We start from the raw sequence: 21,272 nt of genomic DNA, 5'->3' as shown, positions 1-21,272 counted from the left end.
ACGCAACGGCCATGTCCACAACCTCGATCTCCTCCGCCCGCGCGCGCGTAAAGGCCCGGGTGAGCTTTGGCCGCTTCCGAGCCTGGCTGGTTGCCAGCGCAACCCGTCCTGAGGGCCGCCTTTGGCTGGTGATTCAGTTCGCCATCCTGCATGCGGTGATCTGGACCTTCATCCTGATCAATCTCAAGGCAGCGCAGGACGTTCACATGGACGTCGCAGAAGCCTATGGCTGGGGGCAGAAATTCCTGCTCGGCTACGGCAAGCACCCGCCGCTGTCGGGCTGGATCGCCGGCGTCTGGTTCAAGGCGTTCCCGGCGACGGACTGGGCGACCTATGCGCTCGCGATGGCGACCGTCAGCGTCGGCATGGTGATCTGCTGGCTGGTCGCGCTGCGCGTGGTGGATGCGCGGCGTGCGTTCCTGGTCGTGGTGATGGTCGCGCTCTACCCGATCTTCAATTTCAAGGGCTTCAAGTACAACCCGGACCTGTTGCAGCTCGTCACTTTGCCGCTTCTCGTGCTTGCCTATCTCAACGCCTTCGAGAAGCGCAGCTGGCAGTCCGGCATTTTGCTCGGGCTTGCCGGTGCGCTGGCGCTGATGACCAAATACTGGGTGCTGACCATGATCGGCGCCATCGGGCTCGCCGCGCTGATTCATCCGGAGCGGCTGAAATTCCTGTTGTCGCCGGCGCCCTGGGTCGCGATCGCCACGCTGGTGGTGGCGATGATCCCGCACATCATCTGGCTTGCGGATGCGCATTTCGTGCCGCTGACCTATGCCGGCGACACCTACAGCATCGAGGATTCCGGCCTCGTGCATCAGCTCGTGTTCGGCTATGTCCTGCACAATGCCGCGCTGCTGGCATTGCCGGTGGCGCTCGCGGCGCTCGCGATGGCGCTGGCGCCGCCGTGGATCACGCTGCTCGCGCGCGCGCCGTTGCGCATCGTCACGCGGGCCTGGGCGCGCGGCGCCAATCCCGGCGTCAAGCTTTCGCAGGCGCTGAATATCTGGATCGTCCAGATCATCGTGGCGGCGGGGCCGCCGCTCGGCGCGCTGGTCTTCAGCATCTACATGAAGACCGATTGGGGCATCTCGCTGTTCTTCCTGGTGCCGCTGGCGCTGGTCGCGATTCCGGCGTTGCGGGTGCAGAGTGCGGCGCTGTTCAATATCGTTGTAATCTGGCTCGTGCTCAGCGTCGCTACGCTCATTGCCTCGCCCTGGATCGCCGCGCGCGAGATGGCGGTCAATGCCGACAATACGGCGACCTATGGCGCGCGCTCGGAGCTCGCGCATGAACTGACGCAAGCCTGGCACGCACGCTTTGCCTCGCGCTGGGCCGTCGTCGCCGGCACCATGGAGTCGATCCAGCCGATGGTGTTCTACAGCCCTGATCATCCCGGCGCGTTCACGCCGAACGAGGCCTGGAATTCAGGGCTGACGTCGCTCGAAGACGCCAAGAAATACGGCTTCATCGGCGTGTTCGATCCGACCGACGGCCGCCTGCCGGCGTTCGAGAAATGGATCTCCGAGACCGCGCCGAACGCCGAGCGGCTGGTAATGACGACGCGCCGCTTCACCCATGGCAAAGCCGGTCCGTCGATGACCTGGAACGTCTATATCGCCCCGCCGGAGAAGTGAGCTCAGGTCCCTTCCTCGTTGAACTTGCTTTCAACGAGTTCCGCAATTGCCGCAAGCGCGGCTTCTGCATCAGCGCCGGCAGCCGCCACCGTGATCGTGGTGCCCGGCCCGGCGGCGAGCATCATCAGGCCCATGATCGAGGTGCCGCCGACGGTCTCGCCGCCACGGGTCACCCACACTTGCGCGTTGAAGCGCTCGACTGCCTGGACGAACTTTGCCGAGGCGCGGGCGTGCAGGCCGCGCTTGTTGATGATCAGGAGCTCTTTGGAAATCGCGCCCGCGGGCACACCCGTCCCGGCTTGGGGCGCGTCGTCGCTCATTTGCCGGCGAGCACACGGCTGGCGATGGTGACGTATTTGCGGCCGGCTTCCTGGGCCATCGCGATCGCGTCGGGCAGCGAACGCTCCTCGCGCACCTTCGCAAGCTTCACCAGCATCGGAAGGTTGATGCCCGCGAGCACCTCGACCTTCGGCCGGCTCATGCAGGATATTGCAAGGTTGGACGGGGTGCCGCCGAACATGTCGGTGAGGATCGCAACGCCGTCGCCGGAATCGACGCGGTTAACCGCCTCGATGATGTCGCTTCGACAGAGATCGGAATCATCTTCGGCACCGATCGTGATCGCTTCGATTTGTTTTTGCGGACCCATGACATGTTCAAGCGCTGCCTTGAATTCGTCGGCAAGGCGCCCGTGGGTCACAAGTACTAGACCAATCATCGGAAAACTCCTCGCGGGCGCTTTTGGTGCACCGCACGAACGCGCCACTTTGACCATCCAGAGCCCCCGCGCAAGAGGGGATGTTGCGTATCTCCCTGAATCTAGACGGATGGATGAGGGGAGCTGCGCCGGTCTATTCGGTCGCGATAGTGGGGTTCATATGGTTACCATTTCCCTTCAAACAATCGCGAGAAGGGTTAACGGAAGATGAACTCTTGGTAGTGATCAAGGCCGCGACAACCAAAGGGAGGGGTGAATAGCCGCGCCCGACCGGGATTCGCGGTACTTCGACACCTAAAATGCTTGTTTTCAGCGATTCCGGCGGCGGCAGGCGTTCAGCGTCGTCGGCGTCCAGATCGACCACGAGGCCGACGGTTGCGTGCTCCACGAAGTCGCAACAGCGGATTCCCAATCCCCGGATCTCGATCAGGCCGGCCAACAGGCGGGCCGGGCGCACCACAATTTCATTTCCGACTGTCGCCAGATGGACACGGTCATCGCCGACCAGAACGGCCCTTTCGACGGCGCCGGCGCGCCCCGCCATGATCAAATCGAAGGCAAGTCGCGACTTGCCGGCGCCCGAGGGCCCGCGGATCAGCACCGCCACATTCCCGACCTTGACGGCAGAGGCGTGAACGCTGGGCCCACCGTCGCTCATAGCGCCGGCAGCCTCACCACGAAGCGCGCGCCGGCGACCGTCGCCGCGCCGTCGGCGTCGGCGGGGCCCGCCCGGTTTTCCGCCCAGATGCGTCCGCCATGGGCGTCGACGATCTGCTTGGAGATCGAGAGCCCGAGGCCCGAGTTCTGGCCAAAGCCCTGATGCGGGCGGTCGGTGTAGAAGCGCTCGAAGATGCGCTCCAGTGCGTCGTCGCGGATGCCGGGGCCGTTGTCGTCGACCACGATCTCGATCTCGCTGCGCACGCGGCGGCAAATGAGCCGCACCTTGCTGCCTGGCTCGGAAAAGGACTGCGCGTTGGAGAGCAGGTTGGAGACCACCTGCCCGAGCCGTGAATCGTGACCCGTCACGGCGAACGTGTCGCTTCCGCTGCGGCCCTCGAAGCGCGCCTCGACCGCGACGTCGTGACCGAGTTTTGTTTCATTGGCGACCCCAACCAGCGTGCCCAGCAGGCGCTTGAGATCGACCGGGATCGCATCCTGCCGCTGGAGCTCGGCATCGAGCCGGCTTGCGTCGGAGATGTCCGAAATCAGCCGGTCGAGCCGCTTGACGTCGTGCTCGATCACCTCGAGCAGGCGGGCGCGGCTGTTCTCGTTGCGCGCCAGCGGCAAAGTTTCGACCGCGGAGCGCAGCGAGGTCAGCGGGTTCTTCAGCTCATGGGCGACATCGGCGGCGAACATTTCGATCGCCTCGATCCGCTTGTAGAGCGCGTTGGTCATGTCGCGCAGTGCGCCGGAGAGATGGCCGATCTCGTCGCGGCGGCGGGTGAAGTCGGGGATCTCGACGCGGGTCTTGATGCGGCGGCGGACCCGCTCGGCGCTGTCGGCGAGCCGGCGCACCGGGCCTGCGATCGTGCTCGCCAGCAGCAGCGACAGCATGATCATGACGGCGGCTGCCACGCCACCGACCTTGAGGATCGCGAGGCGCTCGGCGGTGACCATCTGGTCGATGTCGTCGCCCTGGGTCGATAGCATCAGTGCGCCGTGGATGGCGCGCGAGCGCAGCACGGGGACCGCGACCGAGACGATCACCTCGCCGCGTGCATTGACCCGCACCATCGAACGCTTCTGGCCCTCGAGTGCATCAGCGACTTCCACATAGCCGTTGCCGTTCTCGCGCCCGAGCTCGCGATACAGCGGCAGGTCGCCGCGGTTCAGCCAGGTCCGCACCGCGACCATCCCGCGTTCGACCAGGCCGGGTTTTTCCGAGGGCGGCGGCAGTGGCATGGTCCGCACGTTGTCGAGGTCACGGCTGTCGAGCAACACCGAACCGTTGGGATCGAAAATCCGCGCGCGGGTCTTGGTTGGCGAGATCAGCGTGCGCAATACCGGCGCCACGCGTTCAGGATTGATCGGAAAATCCAGCGAATCGTCCGGTCCGCCATAGCTCTCACCTAGTTTCAGGTCGAGCAGCCGCTCCGGGTCGACGGTAATCGCGTTGGTCTGCACTGTCGCCGACGCTCCGATCGCACCGGCGATGATCTCGGCCTGCACGAGCAGGCTCTGCGCGCGTGCGTCGATCAGGCCGGCGCGGAACTGCGACAAATACAGGATGCTTGCGACCAGCGCGACGAGGCCCGCGAGGTTGAGCGAGACGATGCGGCGGGTCAGGCTTGAGAATGACAGCGCGAAGAAGAACTGCCCGGCGCGCTTGAGCCAGTTCAGCGGCCGCCAGCCTTGCGCGGCCGGCTTGTCCTCACGGTCCGAGGCACCGTGGGCGGCAACGTCCTCGGCGTTCGAACTCGAATCAGGCTGCGTTCGGTCAAGCAATGCTTACGCCCGCGTTAGGACAGCTGGTGCGACGGTCCCCGCATCCTAGAGCCATCCCGGTCCTGATGGAATCAGAACCGGCACAGCTCTCGTCTTTTGTGAAGGCGCGTGCGCCTCAGGCTTCCTTGAAGCGGTAGCCGACGCCGTAGAGTGTCTCGATCATCTCGAAATCGTTGTCGACCACCTTGAACTTCTTGCGCAGCCGCTTGATGTGGCTGTCGATGGTGCGGTCGTCGACATAGACCTGGTCGTCATAGGCCGCGTCCATCAGCGCGTTGCGGCTCTTGACCACGCCGGGCCGGGTCGCCAGTGCCTGCAGGATCAGGAATTCGGTGACGGTCAGCGTCACCGGCTCGTTCTTCCAGGTGCAGGTATGCCGTTCTGGATCCATGCGCAGCAGGCCGCGGTCGAGCGCCTTGGCGTCGTTCTCCTTCGGCGCGACGGTCGGATCCTTCGGCGCCGAGCGGCGCAGCACCGCCTTGACCCGTTCGACCAGCAGCCGCTGCGAGAACGGTTTGCGGATGAAATCGTCGGCGCCCATCTTGAGGCCGAACAGTTCGTCGATCTCTTCGTCCTTGGAGGTGAGGAAGATCACCGGCAGGTCGGATTTCTGCCGCAGCCGGCGCAGCGTCTCCATGCCATCCATGCGCGGCATCTTGATGTCGAGGATGGCAAGATCGGGTTGGGTGGTGCGGAAACCGTCAAGCGCGGAGGCGCCGTCAGTGTAGGTCATAATGCGGTAGCCTTCGGCTTCCAGCGCGATCGAGACGGATGTGAGAATGTTGCGGTCGTCGTCGACCAAAGCGATTGTGGGCATGAGCCTCTGCTTTCTGCTTTCCGTTTGGGTCGTGGCTTAAACGGCGAGCAAACCAGTGATGCGCCGCATACATGGGTCCCGAACTTGGAGTTCGAACTTTGTCACCGAGCAATGCAAGCTGGGCTGAAGTGTGACCAAGTTCCGCGAAACACGGCAGATTCGCCGCATGTCGACCCATAACCAGACCCTCGTTTAGCCGAAAAAAGCCCTCCCTTGCAACCACCTGACCCGAGAAAGCCGATGCAACCGACCCCCGATTTCGATCCCGGACGGCTCGCCAAATCGCTGCTCAGGCGCTCCCGGCAGGGGGCGCTAGCGACGCTGATGGCCAGCGGCGGCGATCCCTATTGTTCCCTGGTCAATCTGGCGAGCCATCCCGATGGCTCGCCGATCCTGCTGATCTCGCGGCTGGCCGTCCACACCAGGAACATCCTCGCAGACGCCAGGGTCTCGCTGATGCTGGACGAGCGCGCGGCGGGCGATCCCCTGGAAGGCGCCCGGATCATGCTGTCCGGCCGGGCCGAGCAGGCCGATGCCGAGCAGGATCTCCTCCAGCGGCGGTATCTGAGTGTCCATCCATCGGCGGAAACCTTTGTTTCATTTAAGGATTTTTCCTTTTTTCGAGTCCGCCCGACGGGAACCCATCTGGTTGCCGGATTCGGCCGCATCGTCGACCTCAAGCCCGAGCAATTCCTCACGGACCTCACCGGCGCGGAGGATCTGCTGGCGGCGGAGCAGGGCGCGGTCGAGCACATGAATGCCGACCATCGCGACGCCATGGGCCTCTATGCGATCAAGCTCCTCGGTGCTGCTGAAGGCGACTGGCGCTGCACCGGCTGCGATCCTGAGGGCCTCGACATGCAGGACGGGCAGAACGCGTTGCGGCTCGAATTTCCGGAGCGGGTGACCAACGGCACGGCGCTGCGCAAGATGCTGGTCCGCCTCGTGGGCGAAGCGCGCGCGAAGGTGGACTAGCGCGCAACAATTTGAACGCTGCTGCCCATCGCTGCGACCCAAGACCGTGAAGGTTTTAAGGCTCGCAGCGAGAGGATTCATGACGCGCCGTCGTTTGGCATGGGTCGCAGGCTTGACGCTCGCGATCATCGCATCGCTGGCCACGCCCGGTCTTGCCCAGACCAGCCTTGCCCAGACCAGCCTTGCCCAGAAGGGTGATCTCGCCGCGCAGAGCGCACGGATCAACGCACTCAGAAGCGCCGGCAAATATTCGGAAGCGTTGCCGCTGGCGCAGGCCATGGTGGCGTCTCTTGAGAAGACCACCAACAATCGTGATCTCGCGGGCGCGCTCAACAACCTCGCGCAGATTTACGCCGACCAAGGCCACGACGACCAGGCAGAGCCGCTCTACAAGCGCGCCATTACGCTCATGGAGAAGGGAACGGGTCTCGACAGCGTCGAGATCGCGCCGGTGCTGAACAACCTTGCCGCGCTCTATCAGCGACAGAGCCGGTTCGCCGAGGCTGAGCCGCTGTTCAAGCGCGCGCTCGCCGTTCGCGAGAAGGCGCTGTCGCACGAGCATCCCGATGTCGGCCAGTCGCTCAACAATCTCGCCACGCTCTACGTGAAGCAGCAGCGCTATGCGGACGCCGAGCCGCTGTTTCAGCGGGCGCTTGCGATCTACCAGAAGGTCGGCGGCCCCGAACATCCGGCGGTCGCGACGCTGCTGAACAATATCGGCCAGCTCGATCGCGACCTCAACCGCGACGCGGACGCCGAGGCGCCGATCAAGCGCTCACTCGCCATTCGCGAAAAGGTCTTGGGAGTGGATCATCCCGACGTTGCACGTTCTCTCAACAATCTCGCCGGTCTCTACGAGCACCAGCAGCGCTATGGCGATGCCGAGCCGCTCTATCGCCGTGCGCTCGCCATCCGTGAACGGGCGCTTGGGCCGGATCATCCCGATGTCGCGACCTCGACCAGCAATCTCGCTTATTTCCTCTATGTCTCGGGGCGGACCGCCGATGCCCTGCCGCTCTCGGAAAAGACGCTTGCGACCGATCGCGCGCAGTTGCGTGTCGTGTTGCCAATCCTGTTTTCCGCGCGACAGCAATCCCTGCTGCCCGACGACAAGGCGCTGGACGAGGCGCTCGCCGCGATCCAGCGCGGCACGCAATCCTCCGCCGCATCCGCGGTGAACAAGCTCGCGGTGCGGCTCGCCGCCGGCAGCGACCGGCTCGCCGAGTTCGTGCGCAAGGACCAGGATCTCGCAGCCGAGTCCGAGGCGCTCGACAAGGCGATCATCACAGCGGTGTCGAAGCCATCGGCGCAACGCGACGTCGCAGCCGAGCAGCGCAGCCGCGCGCGGATCGCGGCAATCACAGGCGAACGCGCCGGCTTGCAGAAGACGCTCGCCGTCGAATTCCCCGACTATGCCTCGCTCTCCAACCCGCTGCCGCTGACAGTGAAGGACCTCCAGCCATTGCTGTCGGCCGACGAGGCGATGACGATCTATTGCGTCGTCGACAAACAGAGTTATGTCATCGCGATCACACGCGAAGGTGTCGACTGGAAGGAGATTCCGCTTGGCGCAGACGCGCTGGCGCAGAAGGTCACCGCGTTCCGCAAAGGCCTCGACGTCGGCAAGGCGCGCGACGCCTCGGGCAAATCGGGGCTGTTCGATCTCGCGCTCGCCAACGAGCTTTATGTCGCGCTGCTCGGCCCGGTCGAGGCGCTGACCAGGGAGAAGCGCAGCCTGCTCGTGGTGGCGTCCGGCGCGCTGACCGCGTTGCCGTTTCATCTGCTGGTCACGGAGACGCCGCAAGCTGCCATTCCCGACAAGCTCGAAGGCTATCGCAGCGCCGCCTGGCTGTTGCGGCGTCAGGCCGTCTCGGTGTTGCCGTCGGTGGTCAGCCTGAAATCGCTGCGCGCCTTTGCGCGCAGGGATCAAGGCGTCAAGCCGATGACGGGCTTTGGCGATCCCGTGTTCAATCCCGCCGAGGTGGGGCCCACCGACCGCCGCGCAGCAGGCGGAAAGATCGCCGCGCGCAGCATCGCGACCGTCGCCTATACCGACTTCTGGCGCGGGGCGGGCGTCGATCGCGCGCGGCTTGCGCAGGCGCTGCCGCAGTTGCCCGACACCGCTGACGAATTGAGCGCAGTGGCCAGGGATGTCGGCGCGGCCGAGGCCGACATCCATCTCGGCCGCGATGCCAGCGAGACGACGCTCAAGCGTGCAGTGCTTGCTCAATACAGCATCATTTACTTTGCCACCCACGGCCTCGTCGCCGGCGATATCAAGGGTGTGGGCGAGCCTTCGCTGGCGCTCTCCATTCCCGACCAGCCCTCCGAGCTCGACGACGGCCTGCTGACCGCAAGCGAAGTCGCCCAGCTCAAGCTCAATGCGGATTGGGTGGTGCTGTCGGCCTGCAATACCATCGCCGGCGACAAGCCCGGCGCCGAGGCGCTGTCGGGATTGGCGCGCGCGTTCTTTCTATGCCGGCGCCCGCGCGCTGCTGGTTTCGCATTGGGCAGTCGATTCCGAAGCTGCCACGCGCTTGACCACATCGACTTTCGATCTGCTCAAAAACGAACCAAAAATCGGTCGTGCCGAAGCCTTGCGGCGCGCGATGTTGACTTATCTGGATGACACCTCATCATCGCCGCGCAATGCGTACCCTGCGATGTGGGCACCGTTCGCACTCATCGGCGAGGGTGCGGCACGATAGACCCGCGCCGCGATTGTGCGTTGCAATAACCCTTAAAAACGGCGATGTGCGCATTTGGTTGCGCGATCATTCGTGATTTTTTGATGCGCTTGCTCAGGGGCTGACATGCGCGACGTTTGGCGCGGTCCTTGAATAAACCAAATCCTGAGGGATCAGCTTGGCAACGTCGGCGTTCACCGATATTAGGTCGTCCAACCGAGGCCGGACGGCCTGTTAATCACGGTGGCCGCGATGGCGCCAAAGCATGATCGCGCTGAGTGTCGCGGGTTCTAGGAGGATTTTTCGTGCAAGAGACGGGCGTGCGCAACGGTGCCTTCGGCGCCGACAAATTCGGCTTAAAGAATCTCAAGCAGGTTCACTGGAACCTCGGCGCACCACAACTCTATCAATACTCGCTCTCCGCGGGCGAGGCGGTGCTCTCGGCCGACGGTGCGCTCTGCGCCGACACCGGCGAGTTCACCGGCCGCAGCCCGAAGGACAAGTTCACGGTGCGTGACGCCACCACCGACAAGAAGATGTGGTGGGCCGGCAACCAGTCGATCACCGCCGAGCAGTTCGAGACGCTCTACCAGGATTTCCTCAAGCACGCCGAAGGCAAGTCGCTGTTCGCGCAGGACCTCTACGGTGGTGCCGATCCGGCCTACCGGATCAAGACCCGCGTCTTCACCGAGCTCGCCTGGCACTCGCTGTTCATCCGCACGCTGCTGATCCGCCCTGAGGCGGCCGAGCTGTCGAGCTTCACGCCGGAGCTCACGATCATCGACATGCCGAGCTTCCGCGCGGATCCGAAGCGTCATGGCTGCAAGTCAGAGAACGTGGTCGCGATCGACTTCGCCCGCAGGATCGTGCTGATTGGCGGCTCCTATTATGCCGGCGAGATGAAGAAGTCGGTCTTCACCACGCTGAACTACTATTTGCCCGAGCGCGGCGTGATGCCGATGCATTGCTCGGCCAATGTCGGTGCCAAGGGCGATGCTGCGATCTTCTTCGGCCTGTCCGGTACCGGCAAGACCACGCTGTCGGCCGATCCGAACCGCACGCTGATCGGTGACGACGAGCACGGCTGGGGCCCGAACGGCGTCTTCAATTTCGAGGGCGGCTGCTACGCCAAGTGCATCAAGCTGTCGAAGGAAGCCGAGCCCGAGATCTACGCCGCCTCGACCCGCTTCGGCGCGGTGCTCGAGAACTGCGTGCTCGACGAAAGCACCCGTGTGGTGAATTTCGACGACGGCTCCAAGACCGAGAACACCCGCTCGGCCTATCCGCTCGACTTCATCCCCAACGCCTCGCGCACCGGCCGCGCGCCGCAGCCGAAGAACGTGGTGATGCTCGCCGCCGATGCCTTCGGCGTGCTGCCGCCGATCGCAAAACTGTCGCCGGCGCAGGCAATGTACCACTTCCTCTCCGGCTACACCGCCAAGGTTGCCGGTACCGAGCGCGGTCTCGGCAACGAGCCGCAGCCGGAGTTCTCGACCTGCTTCGGCTCGCCCTTCCTGCCGCTTGACCCGAGCGTCTACGGCAACATGCTGCGCGACCTGATCGCCCAGCACAATGTCGATTGCTGGCTGGTCAACACCGGCTGGACCGGCGGCAAGTACGGTACCGGCTCGCGCATGCCGATCAAGGTGACGCGCGCTCTGCTCACCGCGGCGCTCGACGGCAGCTTGCGCAACGTCGAATTCCGCACCGACAAGTATTTCGGCTTCGCGGTCCCGACCGCGCTGCCGGGCGTGCCGAGCGAGATCCTCAACCCGGTCAATACCTGGAAGGACAAGGACGAGTTCGACAAGACCGCGCGTGCGCTGGTCGGCATGTTCCAGAAGAACTTTGCCAAGTTCGAAGCCCAGGTGGATGCCGAAGTGCGTGCGGCCGCGCCGGACGTGAAGTTGGCGGCGGAGTAATTTCCGCTCTGTTCTGAACGCAAGGGGCGGCCGAGAGGCCGCCCTTTTTGTTGTGTGCGCTCGGGATCTCTTCGCCTCTCCCAGCTTGCGGGGCGAGGCCGGATTGCATCGCAGATGCAATCCGGGTGAGGGGGGACTCCGCGCGTCCAGCTCTCACCGTGATCGCGGAGGCTGCTCCTCATCCAAACCCACTCCCCGCGAAGAGCGGGGAGTGGGAGAGGAGGGAGCCTACGACCCCCCGCCCGAGGTGCCCGAATTCACCGGTGCCAGCGCGTCCTCCCGGCATCGCCAGCCATCGGCGGCTTTGACGAAGGCGAAGGTCCGCTGGATCCTGAGCCGGCGCGTGACGTTGAAGGCCTCCCTGTCATTTGGCTTCGGCTCCGCGGCCGGCTGCGCGCGGCCGAGCCGCAAGTCCCAGCAGGTGCCGGTGCAGGTTGAGGCGACCTTGCTACAGGCGGTGAAGGGCGCCAGCACGACCATCTCGATCTCGCCGGTGACCTGCGCCTCCTGCTCGCCGACCTGACTGTCGAGCGCGTAGACGCGGTTGATGCGGACGAAATTGCCGCAGGAATTGGCCGCGTGAATCCGCGCGGCGCAGAAGTCGACGGCGTCGGTGTCGGGCGATTTGGCTGCGACCTGCCGGCCGAACACCTGCTTCGGATCGCCCTTGGCGGCAGCGATCTCGTCGGTCCTGCGCTTCAAATAGTCGGCGAGACAGTCTTCCGCGGACGACAGTTCGGCAAGCGGCACATTCTCCTTGCCGACGAGATTGCATTTGCGATCGCGCTCCCTGGTCCATCGGCCGTATTCGGCGAAGGCAAAGCGTGCCGCGATCTGGTCCAGCTTGCCGATCAGGCCAAGCACTTCGCCGTTCAGCTCGGTCTCGGCAAGCGCCAGCGACGGATCCGCGCAGATCAGCGCGCCGGCCGCGGTGTTGGCGGCGAGGCAGTCGAAATCGGCATCGCGCAGGATCGCGGCGCGCTCCTCGGTGACCTTGAGGAGACAGTTCTTGATCCGGTCGACATCGTCATAGCGGATCGCAGTCTGGCCGATGATTCCGCAACCGAGGCTGCGCTGCCGGGTCCAGATCGCATTCTCCTCGATCGCGGGCAGGCGATCGGGCAGGCGGGCAAGCCGCGCCTCGGTTGCCGCGCTCAGCTTCTCGGCGGCGGCGGCAAGCTCCGCATCACCGCAGAGCAGTTGATTGGTGGGATCGCGGTTTTGCTGGCAGTTGTTCTTGGCAAACAGCGGCAGCTTGTCGGCGATGGAGCGGTCGGACGTGCCGGATTGGGCGAGGGCCGTTGCCGCGGGCCAAGCCAGCAGCGCAAGCACAGACAGCACGATGAACCGCATTCCCGTCGCCCCCAGCATGGTTGCTGCCATGCTAGCGTCCCGGATCGCGCGACGGAATGGGCTTGTGGCGAGATGGCTCGAAGATCAGCGTGTCTCGGCGACCAGCGACAGGCGCGGGTTGTCCAGCCCGGAGAACTGCATGGGCTCGCCGACATATTTCAGCACGGCGGACTGGTAGAGCACGAACAACGGCTGGTAGCCCCGCGCATTGTCGTCCTCGACCATCGCCATGCGGCGGTTGTCGAGCATCAGCCAGTGGCCGTCGAGCCGTGCAGCCGCGACCGCATGCGCTTCGCCGGCGAGGGTGTCGCGCACCACGACGATGCGGAGGTCGTCAGCCGCAACGCCCGCAAGCCGCAGCGCGGCCAGCTTGGCGATGGCATAATCCTCGCAGTCGCCGGCGCCGCGCTCGAAGGTCGCGAGCGGCGAGCTCCAGACGTCCTCGGCGCCGTCAGTGGCTGCCTTGATGGCGAGATTGATGGCGCGGTTGGTCTCGCCCAGCCGTGCGCGGCCGTCGCGAGTACGGGCCTGATCGACAATGGCGAGCAGTTTGAGCGCCGCGGGCGACGCGCAATTATCGCGGTCGCCGTCGCACAGCGCGAGCTGCACCATGTCGTCGTCGAGCTTGTCCTTCAGTGCGAACCATTTCTGCCGCAGGCTGCCGGTGGAGATGGCGAAGGCAAACACGCCGAACGGCTCGGCTGATTTGCGCACGAGAACGCCGGGTCCCGGCGAGAGCAGCGTGCCGGCGCGAAGGCCGGCGGCCGATCCGAACAGGATCAATCCGCACAGAACAAGGATTGCGCGCCAGGCGCGCCTGTGAGCAGCGGTCTCCATCTGACATCCCCTTCCGGCTTCGCCAGGTCCCTCTCGACCTCAACGTGCCGGGCTTGTTGCTTTCGCGGAGATAGTGCGAGACGGGCCGTTTTGTTCTGCTTAATGCGCCCGTCAGGGGCCCCAAAACCGTGGGGCAGGCTGAAGCCGGCCTGCCCAAGTTGCGTAAAATTTTACGAATCGGGGGTTAGGAGGACCCCGGTGCCGCGAAATGGGACCAATTGCAGGCAGAAGTTGTGGGGCCGTCGATTCCGGGTCTTATGGCTAATGACCCGCTATTTCACGGGTTCTGTTAGTTGCCTCACAGATTTAGCTCCGTATTTGCCGCAGTATGATGCGGGGCACTACGAAGGAAAGATGATGCAAGTATCTGCGGTCATATTTATACAGCGGAATACATGGGGTGGCGGGAAATGCGTGAATATAAGCGAAGAACTACTTACAAAAATTTCATGAATTACTTTGTCTTCTCTGCGGCCATGCCGACCGGCACTGGCGCCGATGCCCTAGTGACGCGAAATCACAAGCAATAGATGGTTTCACTAAGGACTTGCTAATGATATGCAAGCTTAGGCGCTCGATACTTATTTAAATATTAACCCTTTTACGGTGCCCGGTTGAATTACGCTGGCAAATTTGACGCCGCGCTCTCCTTGGACGGCCAGGGCTTCCACTCGCCCGGCGATGTCCATGTCGATTCCTTCACCGCCAAGCCCTTTATCGCAAAGGCGCACGGTCATCTGCCCGAGGGCGCGTTCGTTGTTCCCGACCCCAACCTGATCTTCAACGGCGAGTTCAAGCGTGCAGGTGGCGACCTCGTGCTGTCCCACGACGGTCATGAGTTCGTCGTTCACGATTATTTCAGGGGCGACAAGCGCGCGGCGATCGCCTCGCCCGACGGCGCCCACCTGACCGGCGATGTCGTCAACGCGCTCACGGGGCACGTCGAATACGCGCAGGCCGCGCCCGGCGCTGCCGCGGCGCAGGTCATCGGCCACGTCACCAAGCTTGTCGGCAGTGCGAGCACGGTCCGCAACGGCGTCTCGATCGTCCTGAACAACGGCGACAATGTCGAGAAGGGCGACGTGGTTTCGACCGGCGGCGACTCGACGCTCGGCATTACCTTCATCGACGGCACCGTGTTCGGCCTGTCCTCCAACGCGCGGATGGTGCTGAACGAGATGGTCTACGACCCCAACGGGTCGAACAATTCCTCGCTGCTCAGCCTGGTCGCGGGCACAATCACCTTCGTCGCCGGCGAGACCGCCAAGCACGGTGACATGAAGATCGACACGCCGGTCGCCACCATGGGCATCCGTGGCACGGCCGTGCTGACCCAGATCAATTTCGTCGTTCCGCCCAGTGGCGGCGATCCGCAGCCGCAGGCAAGCTTCCAGGTGTTGGTCGAGCCGAATGGCACCACCGGCTCCTACATCCTGTTCGACAAGCTCACGCTGCTGCCGATCGCGACGGTCAACCAGGCCGGCCAGATGATCCAGATCAGCGGCGGCAACGTCTCGATCAGCAATGCGCTGGTGTCGCCGGACGTGCAGAAGCTGATCACGGACGTGTTCACGCTGAAGTTCACGGACAACAACACCAACACCAAGCTGACCACGAACTTCACCGATTCGATCACGCAGACCAGCGATGGCCTCGTGATCAAGACGGCGGCCGGCTACGTCGCGATCCCGCAATTCGTCAATCTCACTCAGCAGATCGGTACGACGCAGGGCCCCATCGATCACACGACCGCGGCGAGTCGTATTCCAGCGGCGCTCTCGCTCTTTGTGCAAAGCCTCGATCTCGACAACAACGTGAAGCTTGCGTTCAACCTGACCGAGGTCGCGGGCCAGACCGGCGTGACGACGGCCGATGTCGTCATCGCCAAGGCCAGCTTTATCGACCTCAATCGCGGCGACCGGCCGACCGTGACGGTGGTGCTCACCGACGGGAGTTACGTCTACAAGGACTCGGCCCAGCACGACGTCACGGCAGGCCTCTCGGCTCTCCAGAAGCAGGATGTCCTGGCCACCGAGGTCAAGATCACCGTCGTTCCCGGGCCCAACAACGACAGCAACGGTTTTGCGACCTGGATCTTCAGCGTTCCGGATAACGCCTTCGATTTCCTCGCCGCGGGCGAGACGTTGACGTTGAAATACACCATCGTCCTCAACAACAACTTCGTGGACGATATCGGAATCGCCACGAAAGACGTCACCGTCACCGTCACCGGCACCAACGACAAGCCGGTGATCACCTCGAGCGTGCCGACCATCACGTTCGAAGGCGGCACCAGCGTGCCGGGCGGGCCGCTCGCCAGCGATGTCCCGACCTCGGGGGCGCTGACCTTCAAGGATGTCGACCTCACCGATACGCACACGGTGTCCGTGAAGCTGACCAGCGCGAGCCTGCCGGACGGCACCGTACCGCCGGGCCCGCTTGCGTTGTTCCAGAGCGCGATGTCGGTTGCGATCGCGAACGGCTCCGACAGCACCGGAAGTGGCACCGGCACCATCAACTGGTCACTGGCCGATCTGCCCGTCTATCTCGCCGACTTCATCCCCAAGGACGAAGTGCTGACGCTGGTCTACACCGTGACGGTCACGGACTCGCAAGGCGCGACCTCGCAGCAGACCATCACCGTCACGATCACGGGCACCGACGCTGCCGCCGTGGTGTGGATTGCGACGAACAAGGCCGGCGCTCCGTCCGGCGGCTTCTGGAAGGACGCGGCGAACTGGGAAACCGGCACCGTCCCGACCATCAGCGACGACGTCATCGTCATCACCGATCAGTTGCATGGCCTGACGCCGTCCTATCCGGTGACGATCGACGCGGCGGCCTACGCCAAGTCGATCACGATGAACGATTTCGGCGGGCCGCCGCCGAAAGTGATCAACCAGAGCTCCCTGACGATCGCGGGCGCGCTCAATATGAGCGCCGATTCGATCTTCACCAACGCCGCGACCGGCACGATGTCCGTTGGAGGCAAGGCCGAGATCCTCGACACGGCCGTGTTCACCAATGCCGGCTATCTGACGCTCGCTGGCGGTGGCGATTTGGCCAGCGGAACCACGATCACCAATTCCGGCACCATCGAATTGTCCGGCGGCACGCTGAAGACGCTGGCCGAGATCCACAATGCCGGTGGTACGCTGAAGGCCGATGTCGGCACGACGCTGATCGTCAACGCCGCGACGGTCGATGGCGGCACGGTCACGATCGCGGGCACGCTGGAGCTCGACGGCACAAGCCTGATCGAGAACGGCACGCTCAACAATTCCGGCGCGATCAACGTCAATGGCACGGTGGAGTTCGCCCACGAGACCGCCTCCAACACGTCCAGCGGGACGATCAAGGTTCTGGCAAATGGCTGGCTGACCATCGACCAGGGCTCGACCGTTGCCAACGACGGCAATATCACGGTCGATGCCGGCGGCAAGCTGACCGTGAACGGCGCCACGATCAGCGGCGGTGCGGTCAAGGGCAGCGGCACCATCGATGTCACCGGCGCTAGCAAGATCGACGGCGGCGCGACACTGAGCACGAGCGCCGTCCTCGCCGATGCCAAGCTGACGCTGGACGGCATCACTGTGTCGGGCTCGACGATCACGGACAATTCCAGCATCGCGCTCGACAACACCGTCAAGCTCGAGGCCGGCGCCAAGATCCAGGGCGCCTCCGCATCTGCCAAGGGTGCGATCACCAATACCGGCACGCTGGAGATCGCCGGCGCTGCGACACTGCTCAACGACGTCCTCGCCAACACCGGTCACATCATCCAGGTCGACGACGGCAAAACGCTAACGTTGTCCGGCACCGAGATCATCGGCGGTGCCATCAACAATTACAACGGCCTGCTGGGCGGAACTGTCCACGTCACCGGCGACAGCCGGCTCGACGGCAATGCGACGCTGAGCAAGGGCGCCGTCACGGTTGATGCCGGCGTCGTCCTGACGCTCGACGACGCGACGGTGTCGGCTGGCAGCATCACCAACGGCGGCACCGTCAAGGTCGACGTGAGCAAGAAACTGACGCTGGCCGGTGCCAGCCTGACCGGCGGCGTGCTCACCATTGCCGGTACGCTCGCTTCGTCCGGCACGACCACGGTCACCGACGCCAACATCTCTAACAGCTATCTGCTCGAGTCGACTCTCGGTGGCCTGCTGGCGCTGGTGGCGACGACCACCGCGACTTCGATCACGAATGACGGCGGCACGATCCGGGCCAATAACGCCGAGCTCGATATCAATGGCGAGGCCGTCACCAACACCGGTACGCTGGCCGCCATCAACGACGGCACGCTGAAGCTGATCTCGACCAAGGTGACCAACACCGGCGGCGGGGTGTCTATCGAGTCCGGCTCGACGCTGGATCTGTCCGGCGCGACCATCGACGGCGGCTCACTGACGATTGCCGGCACGCTGGAATCGACCGGCACGAGCGCGATCACCGAGGCCGACATCACCAACACCGGCACGATCACGGTCACCAGCGGCAAGCTGACGATTGATCCCGCCGTGCTCCATACGCTTACCAACAGCCACTTGATCCAGGCGAACGGCGGCGAGCTCGATATTTCCGGTGAGCTGATCGTCAACACCGCGGATATCCAGGCGATCGGCGGCGGCATCCTGAAGCTCACGACGCTGACCGTCACCAACGACGGCGGCACGGTTACGGTTGACGCCACCTCGAAACTCTATCTGACGGACGTTTCGCTCAACGATGGTCAATTGAACAACGCCGGCCACCTCTATGGCGTCTCGGGCAGCAACGGTATCACGGCTGCTGTCGCCAATACCGGCACCATCGAGGTGCAGGCCGGCACGCTGAACCTCTCCGGTGGCCTCAGTGGCATCGGCACGCTGATCATCGAGAACAACGCGACGCTGGAACTTGGTGGTGCGGACGCACAGACCGTCACCTTCGCAGGCGGCACCGATACGCTCAAGCTCGACAACGTCGCGGGCCAGAGCTTTACCGGCACCATCACGGGGCGGGCGACGGCCGCCGGTACCTTCAAAGTCACGGGCGACGCTGACATCACGGCGTCCAAGGGCGACGCGCTCGACTTCACCGCATCGGGCGGTACGAGCTATAGCCGCGGCGACATCGTGCTGACGCCGACCGGCGCGCTGACAGGCGCGGACAACGGCATCGTCGTCACCCAGAATGGCATCGGCGATGTCTCGCTGACGACGGTCGGCGACGTCATCGGGCTTGCCGGCGACGGTATTGTTCTGCACGACGGCGCAACCGGGGCGGGCGACATCACGGCAACCATCGGCGGCGCCGCGACCGGCGCGGTCGGTCTCGACGTCCTTGCCAACGGTGACGGCGACGTCACCATCACGAACAACGGGCACGTCACCGGCACGACCGCGTTCGGCATCAGCGTCGACCAGGACAGCACCGGCGCGACCGGCTCGACGCACGTCACCAATACCGGATCGGTGGTCGGTGCCGACGGTCATGCGGCGATCTCCATCCATGAGAACACGCATGGCTCCGCGCTGATCGACAATTTCGGCACCATCGGTCCCGACGATGCCGGCACCGTCGTCTCGACGACCTATGCGATCTTCGAGACCGGCGGCACCATCACGATCAACAACACCGGCGACATCAACGGCAATATCTCGGTCGCAAGCGCCACGTTCAACAACGAGAGCAGTGGCACCTGGACGGTTTCCGGGACCAGCGTGTTCGGCGCGCTGTCCACGATCGACAACGATGGCGTCATCGATCTGCACGGCGGCTCGATCTCCGGGACCGGGCTGAGCATCAGCAATTCCAACGAGATCTATAGCTGGGGCACGGCCTCGATCTCGGGCACCATCACCAATACCGGCACCATCGAGGTCAATGACGGGACCTTGAAGCTGTTTGGCTCGCTGTCCGGCGCAGGTTCGGTCACGATCGATGCCCACGCGACGCTCGAGGTCAGCGCCACGGTGTCGCAGACGATCACCTTCTCGGGCGACTATGCCGAGCTCCAGATCGATACGTCGAGCTTCGGCGGCTCGATTGCGGGGCTGGCGGCGACCGACAAGATCGACCTGTCGAGCATCGAATACGGGCTCGGCACCAGCGCGGTCTATGTCAGCAACGCCCAGCACACCGGCGGCGTGCTGACGGTCACCGACGCTGACGGTCACCACATCAGCCTGACCCTGGTCGGCGATTACCGCGACGCGAATTTCGCTGGCAGCGACGACGGTACCGGCCACACGCTGATCACGCTTAATGCCGCCGACGACGCGCCAAAGTTCGTCACGGACGGGGCGTCGCTGACCGCGAGCGTCTACGAGCTCGCGGACAAGACCAACGACACCACGCCCGACCCGTCGCCGGCCGCGACCGGCTCGATCGACTTCAAGGACATCGACCTGACCGACCTGCCGACCGCGAAGGTCACCGGCTACTCGGTGACCGGGCTCGATGGCACCACGGCTCTGACGCTGACGCCGGAGGAGATCATCGCGCTGGAAAACGCGCTGTCGCTGCAGCAGACCGGCAAGAACAACGGCACGGTCAGCTGGAGCTATTCGATCGCCGACAGCGCGCTGGACTTCCTCGGCGAGAACCAGACCGCGATGGTGGTCTCCACCATCACGCTCGATGACGGCCACAAGACCGACACGGCACAGGTCACCGTCGCCATCACCGGCGCCAACGACGCGCCGACGCTCGACAATGCGATGCTGGCCTCTGTCGCCGGGAACAACGGCAATCCGGGCGGCGACACCGTCAGCGATCTCTTTACGGGCAAGTTCCACGACGTCGACGATGGCGCGAGCTTCAAGGCCATCGCGGTGACGTCGGACGCTGCCACGGCCACCGAAGGTGTCTGGCAATACGAAGTCGCCGGCACCCATCAGTGGGTCGATATCGGATCGGTCAGCGACACGCAGGCGCTGGTGCTGGGCACCGACACGCTGATCCGTTTCGTGCCGGCCGACGGCTTTACGGGTACGCCGGACCCGCTCGGCGTTCACGCTCTCGACAATACTTATACCGGTGCGATCACGCACTCCTCGTCGACCGCGACGATCGACATTACGGGCATGAGCACCGTCGGCACGGCGGTGTCGGACAAGGTCGCCACCATCAGCACGGAAGTGACGGCGCCCGTCGGTGGGCCGGTCATTGACACCGATAGTTTTCAGATCACGTACAATTACCAGGACAACAGCGACACCCTCACCAACCTGACCGTTACCGATACGGATCCCGGTGCCGCGACGGACACCTTCACGGTCACCGCTGTGACGGGGCACTCGGGCACCTATGTCACGCCGGGTTTTGCATCGGGCTCGCTCAGCGCAATCAACCCCATCTTCCAGAACGGCGGTACTTATGAACCGGGTCCGAATCCGCCGGCTACCGAGCAGATCAGCCTGACCGTCACCGATTCCGAAGGTCGTTATGATACGGTTCATTTCATCTTCAACAAGGCCGGCGACCCTGGTCGGGGCATTACCCTGGAAGGCACGAACGGCAAGGACGTCATTTTTGCGACGTCCACCGGCGACACGCTGATCGGCGGCGGGGGCAAGGACCAATTCGTGTTCGCGCCAAATCCGTCAGGAGGCGATGCCCAGCATACCGTCAACGACTTCGACACGGGCCTCGACAAGATCGACCTGCGGCAGTTCTCCGATGTCAGCTCCATCAATGACCTATTGCTCAGCCAACAGGCTGACGGCACACTGATCACGTGGGAACACGAGTCGATCCTGCTCAAGAACGTGACTGTTGGAAATCTTCACGCCAACGACTTCATCATTACGAGCCACGCTGGCATCACGTAATAGGTAGCGTTGAAGCTTGCCGCCAACTGTTTTGACCGCGGCAGAAATTCCTGCATCCTTCGCA

The 21,272-nt window shown here is 64.0% G+C and carries 11 protein-coding genes and 1 pseudogene; 5 read left to right on the top strand and 7 right to left on the bottom strand.

The features are described 5' to 3' along the window. Positions 1-11 precede the first annotated feature (11 nt). Positions 12-1,637 carry a glycosyltransferase family 39 protein gene (locus ABIB73_RS20460; RefSeq protein ID WP_354226715.1) on the top strand — a complete coding sequence of 542 codons (1,626 nt, stop codon included), beginning with the start codon at positions 12-14 and terminating at the stop codon, positions 1,635-1,637. A 2-nt stretch (positions 1,638-1,639) separates the two neighbouring features. Here ABIB73_RS20460 and ABIB73_RS20455 read toward each other — a convergent pair whose 3' ends face one another. From ABIB73_RS20455 to ABIB73_RS20435, 5 genes are all read right to left on the bottom strand, one after another. Beyond that, positions 1,640-1,957, bottom strand: a complete 318-nt coding sequence (locus ABIB73_RS20455) for an HPr family phosphocarrier protein (protein ID WP_354226713.1) — start codon at positions 1,955-1,957, stop codon at positions 1,640-1,642. Continuing rightward, positions 1,954-2,355: a PTS sugar transporter subunit IIA gene (locus tag ABIB73_RS20450; RefSeq protein ID WP_024339151.1), complete on the bottom strand. Its 402-nt coding sequence runs from the start codon at positions 2,353-2,355 to the stop codon at positions 1,954-1,956. Before ABIB73_RS20450 ends, ABIB73_RS20455 begins: the two co-directional genes overlap by 4 nt. 133 nt (positions 2,356-2,488) lie before the next feature. After that, positions 2,489-3,013 carry an HPr kinase/phosphorylase gene (locus ABIB73_RS20445; protein ID WP_354226711.1) on the bottom strand — a complete coding sequence of 175 codons (525 nt, stop codon included), beginning with the start codon at positions 3,011-3,013 and terminating at the stop codon, positions 2,489-2,491. After that, entirely contained in the window at positions 3,010-4,800 is a 1,791-nt protein-coding gene (locus ABIB73_RS20440) for a sensor histidine kinase (RefSeq protein WP_354226709.1), read from the bottom strand. Before ABIB73_RS20440 ends, ABIB73_RS20445 begins: the two co-directional genes overlap by 4 nt. A 115-nt stretch (positions 4,801-4,915) precedes the next feature. After that, positions 4,916-5,617, bottom strand: a complete 702-nt coding sequence (locus tag ABIB73_RS20435) for a response regulator transcription factor (RefSeq protein WP_027535781.1) — start codon at positions 5,615-5,617, stop codon at positions 4,916-4,918. Between the two features lie 240 nt (positions 5,618-5,857). On the opposite strand from ABIB73_RS20435, the gene ABIB73_RS20430 reads away from it, so the two are divergent. From ABIB73_RS20430 to ABIB73_RS20420, 3 genes and pseudogenes are all read left to right on the top strand, one after another. Further along, the gene (locus ABIB73_RS20430; RefSeq protein WP_354226707.1) at positions 5,858-6,592 is read left to right on the top strand and encodes a HugZ family pyridoxamine 5'-phosphate oxidase; all 735 of its coding nucleotides are present in this window, start codon (positions 5,858-5,860) and stop codon (positions 6,590-6,592) included. A 79-nt stretch (positions 6,593-6,671) separates the two neighbouring features. Next, a pseudogene (locus tag ABIB73_RS20425) lies at positions 6,672-9,300 on the top strand (CHAT domain-containing tetratricopeptide repeat protein). 284 nt (positions 9,301-9,584) lie between these two features. Beyond that, the gene (locus tag ABIB73_RS20420; RefSeq protein ID WP_354226705.1) at positions 9,585-11,201 is read left to right on the top strand and encodes a phosphoenolpyruvate carboxykinase; all 1,617 of its coding nucleotides are present in this window, start codon (positions 9,585-9,587) and stop codon (positions 11,199-11,201) included. A gap of 228 nt (positions 11,202-11,429) precedes the next feature. On the opposite strand, the gene ABIB73_RS20415 is transcribed toward ABIB73_RS20420, so the two are convergent. Continuing rightward, positions 11,430-12,554 (bottom strand): lysozyme inhibitor LprI family protein, encoded by a 1,125-nt coding sequence (locus ABIB73_RS20415; RefSeq protein ID WP_354226938.1) that lies wholly within the window; start codon positions 12,552-12,554, stop codon positions 11,430-11,432. A gap of 84 nt (positions 12,555-12,638) precedes the next feature. Further along, positions 12,639-13,391, bottom strand: a complete 753-nt coding sequence (locus ABIB73_RS20410; RefSeq protein ID WP_354226703.1) for a transglutaminase-like cysteine peptidase — start codon at positions 13,389-13,391, stop codon at positions 12,639-12,641. A gap of 614 nt (positions 13,392-14,005) precedes the next feature. Between ABIB73_RS20410 and ABIB73_RS20405 the strand changes: the two genes are divergently transcribed. Then, the gene (locus ABIB73_RS20405) at positions 14,006-21,208 is read left to right on the top strand and encodes a VCBS domain-containing protein (RefSeq protein WP_354226701.1); all 7,203 of its coding nucleotides are present in this window, start codon (positions 14,006-14,008) and stop codon (positions 21,206-21,208) included. The last annotated feature ends 64 nt before the right edge of the window (positions 21,209-21,272 follow it).

Origin of the sequence: Bradyrhizobium sp. F1.4.3, from assembly GCF_040548375.1 — a bacterium.
In the GTDB taxonomy this organism is placed as follows: Bacteria; Pseudomonadota; Alphaproteobacteria; order Rhizobiales; family Xanthobacteraceae; genus Bradyrhizobium.
This window is presented reverse-complemented; position numbering and strand designations above follow the sequence as displayed.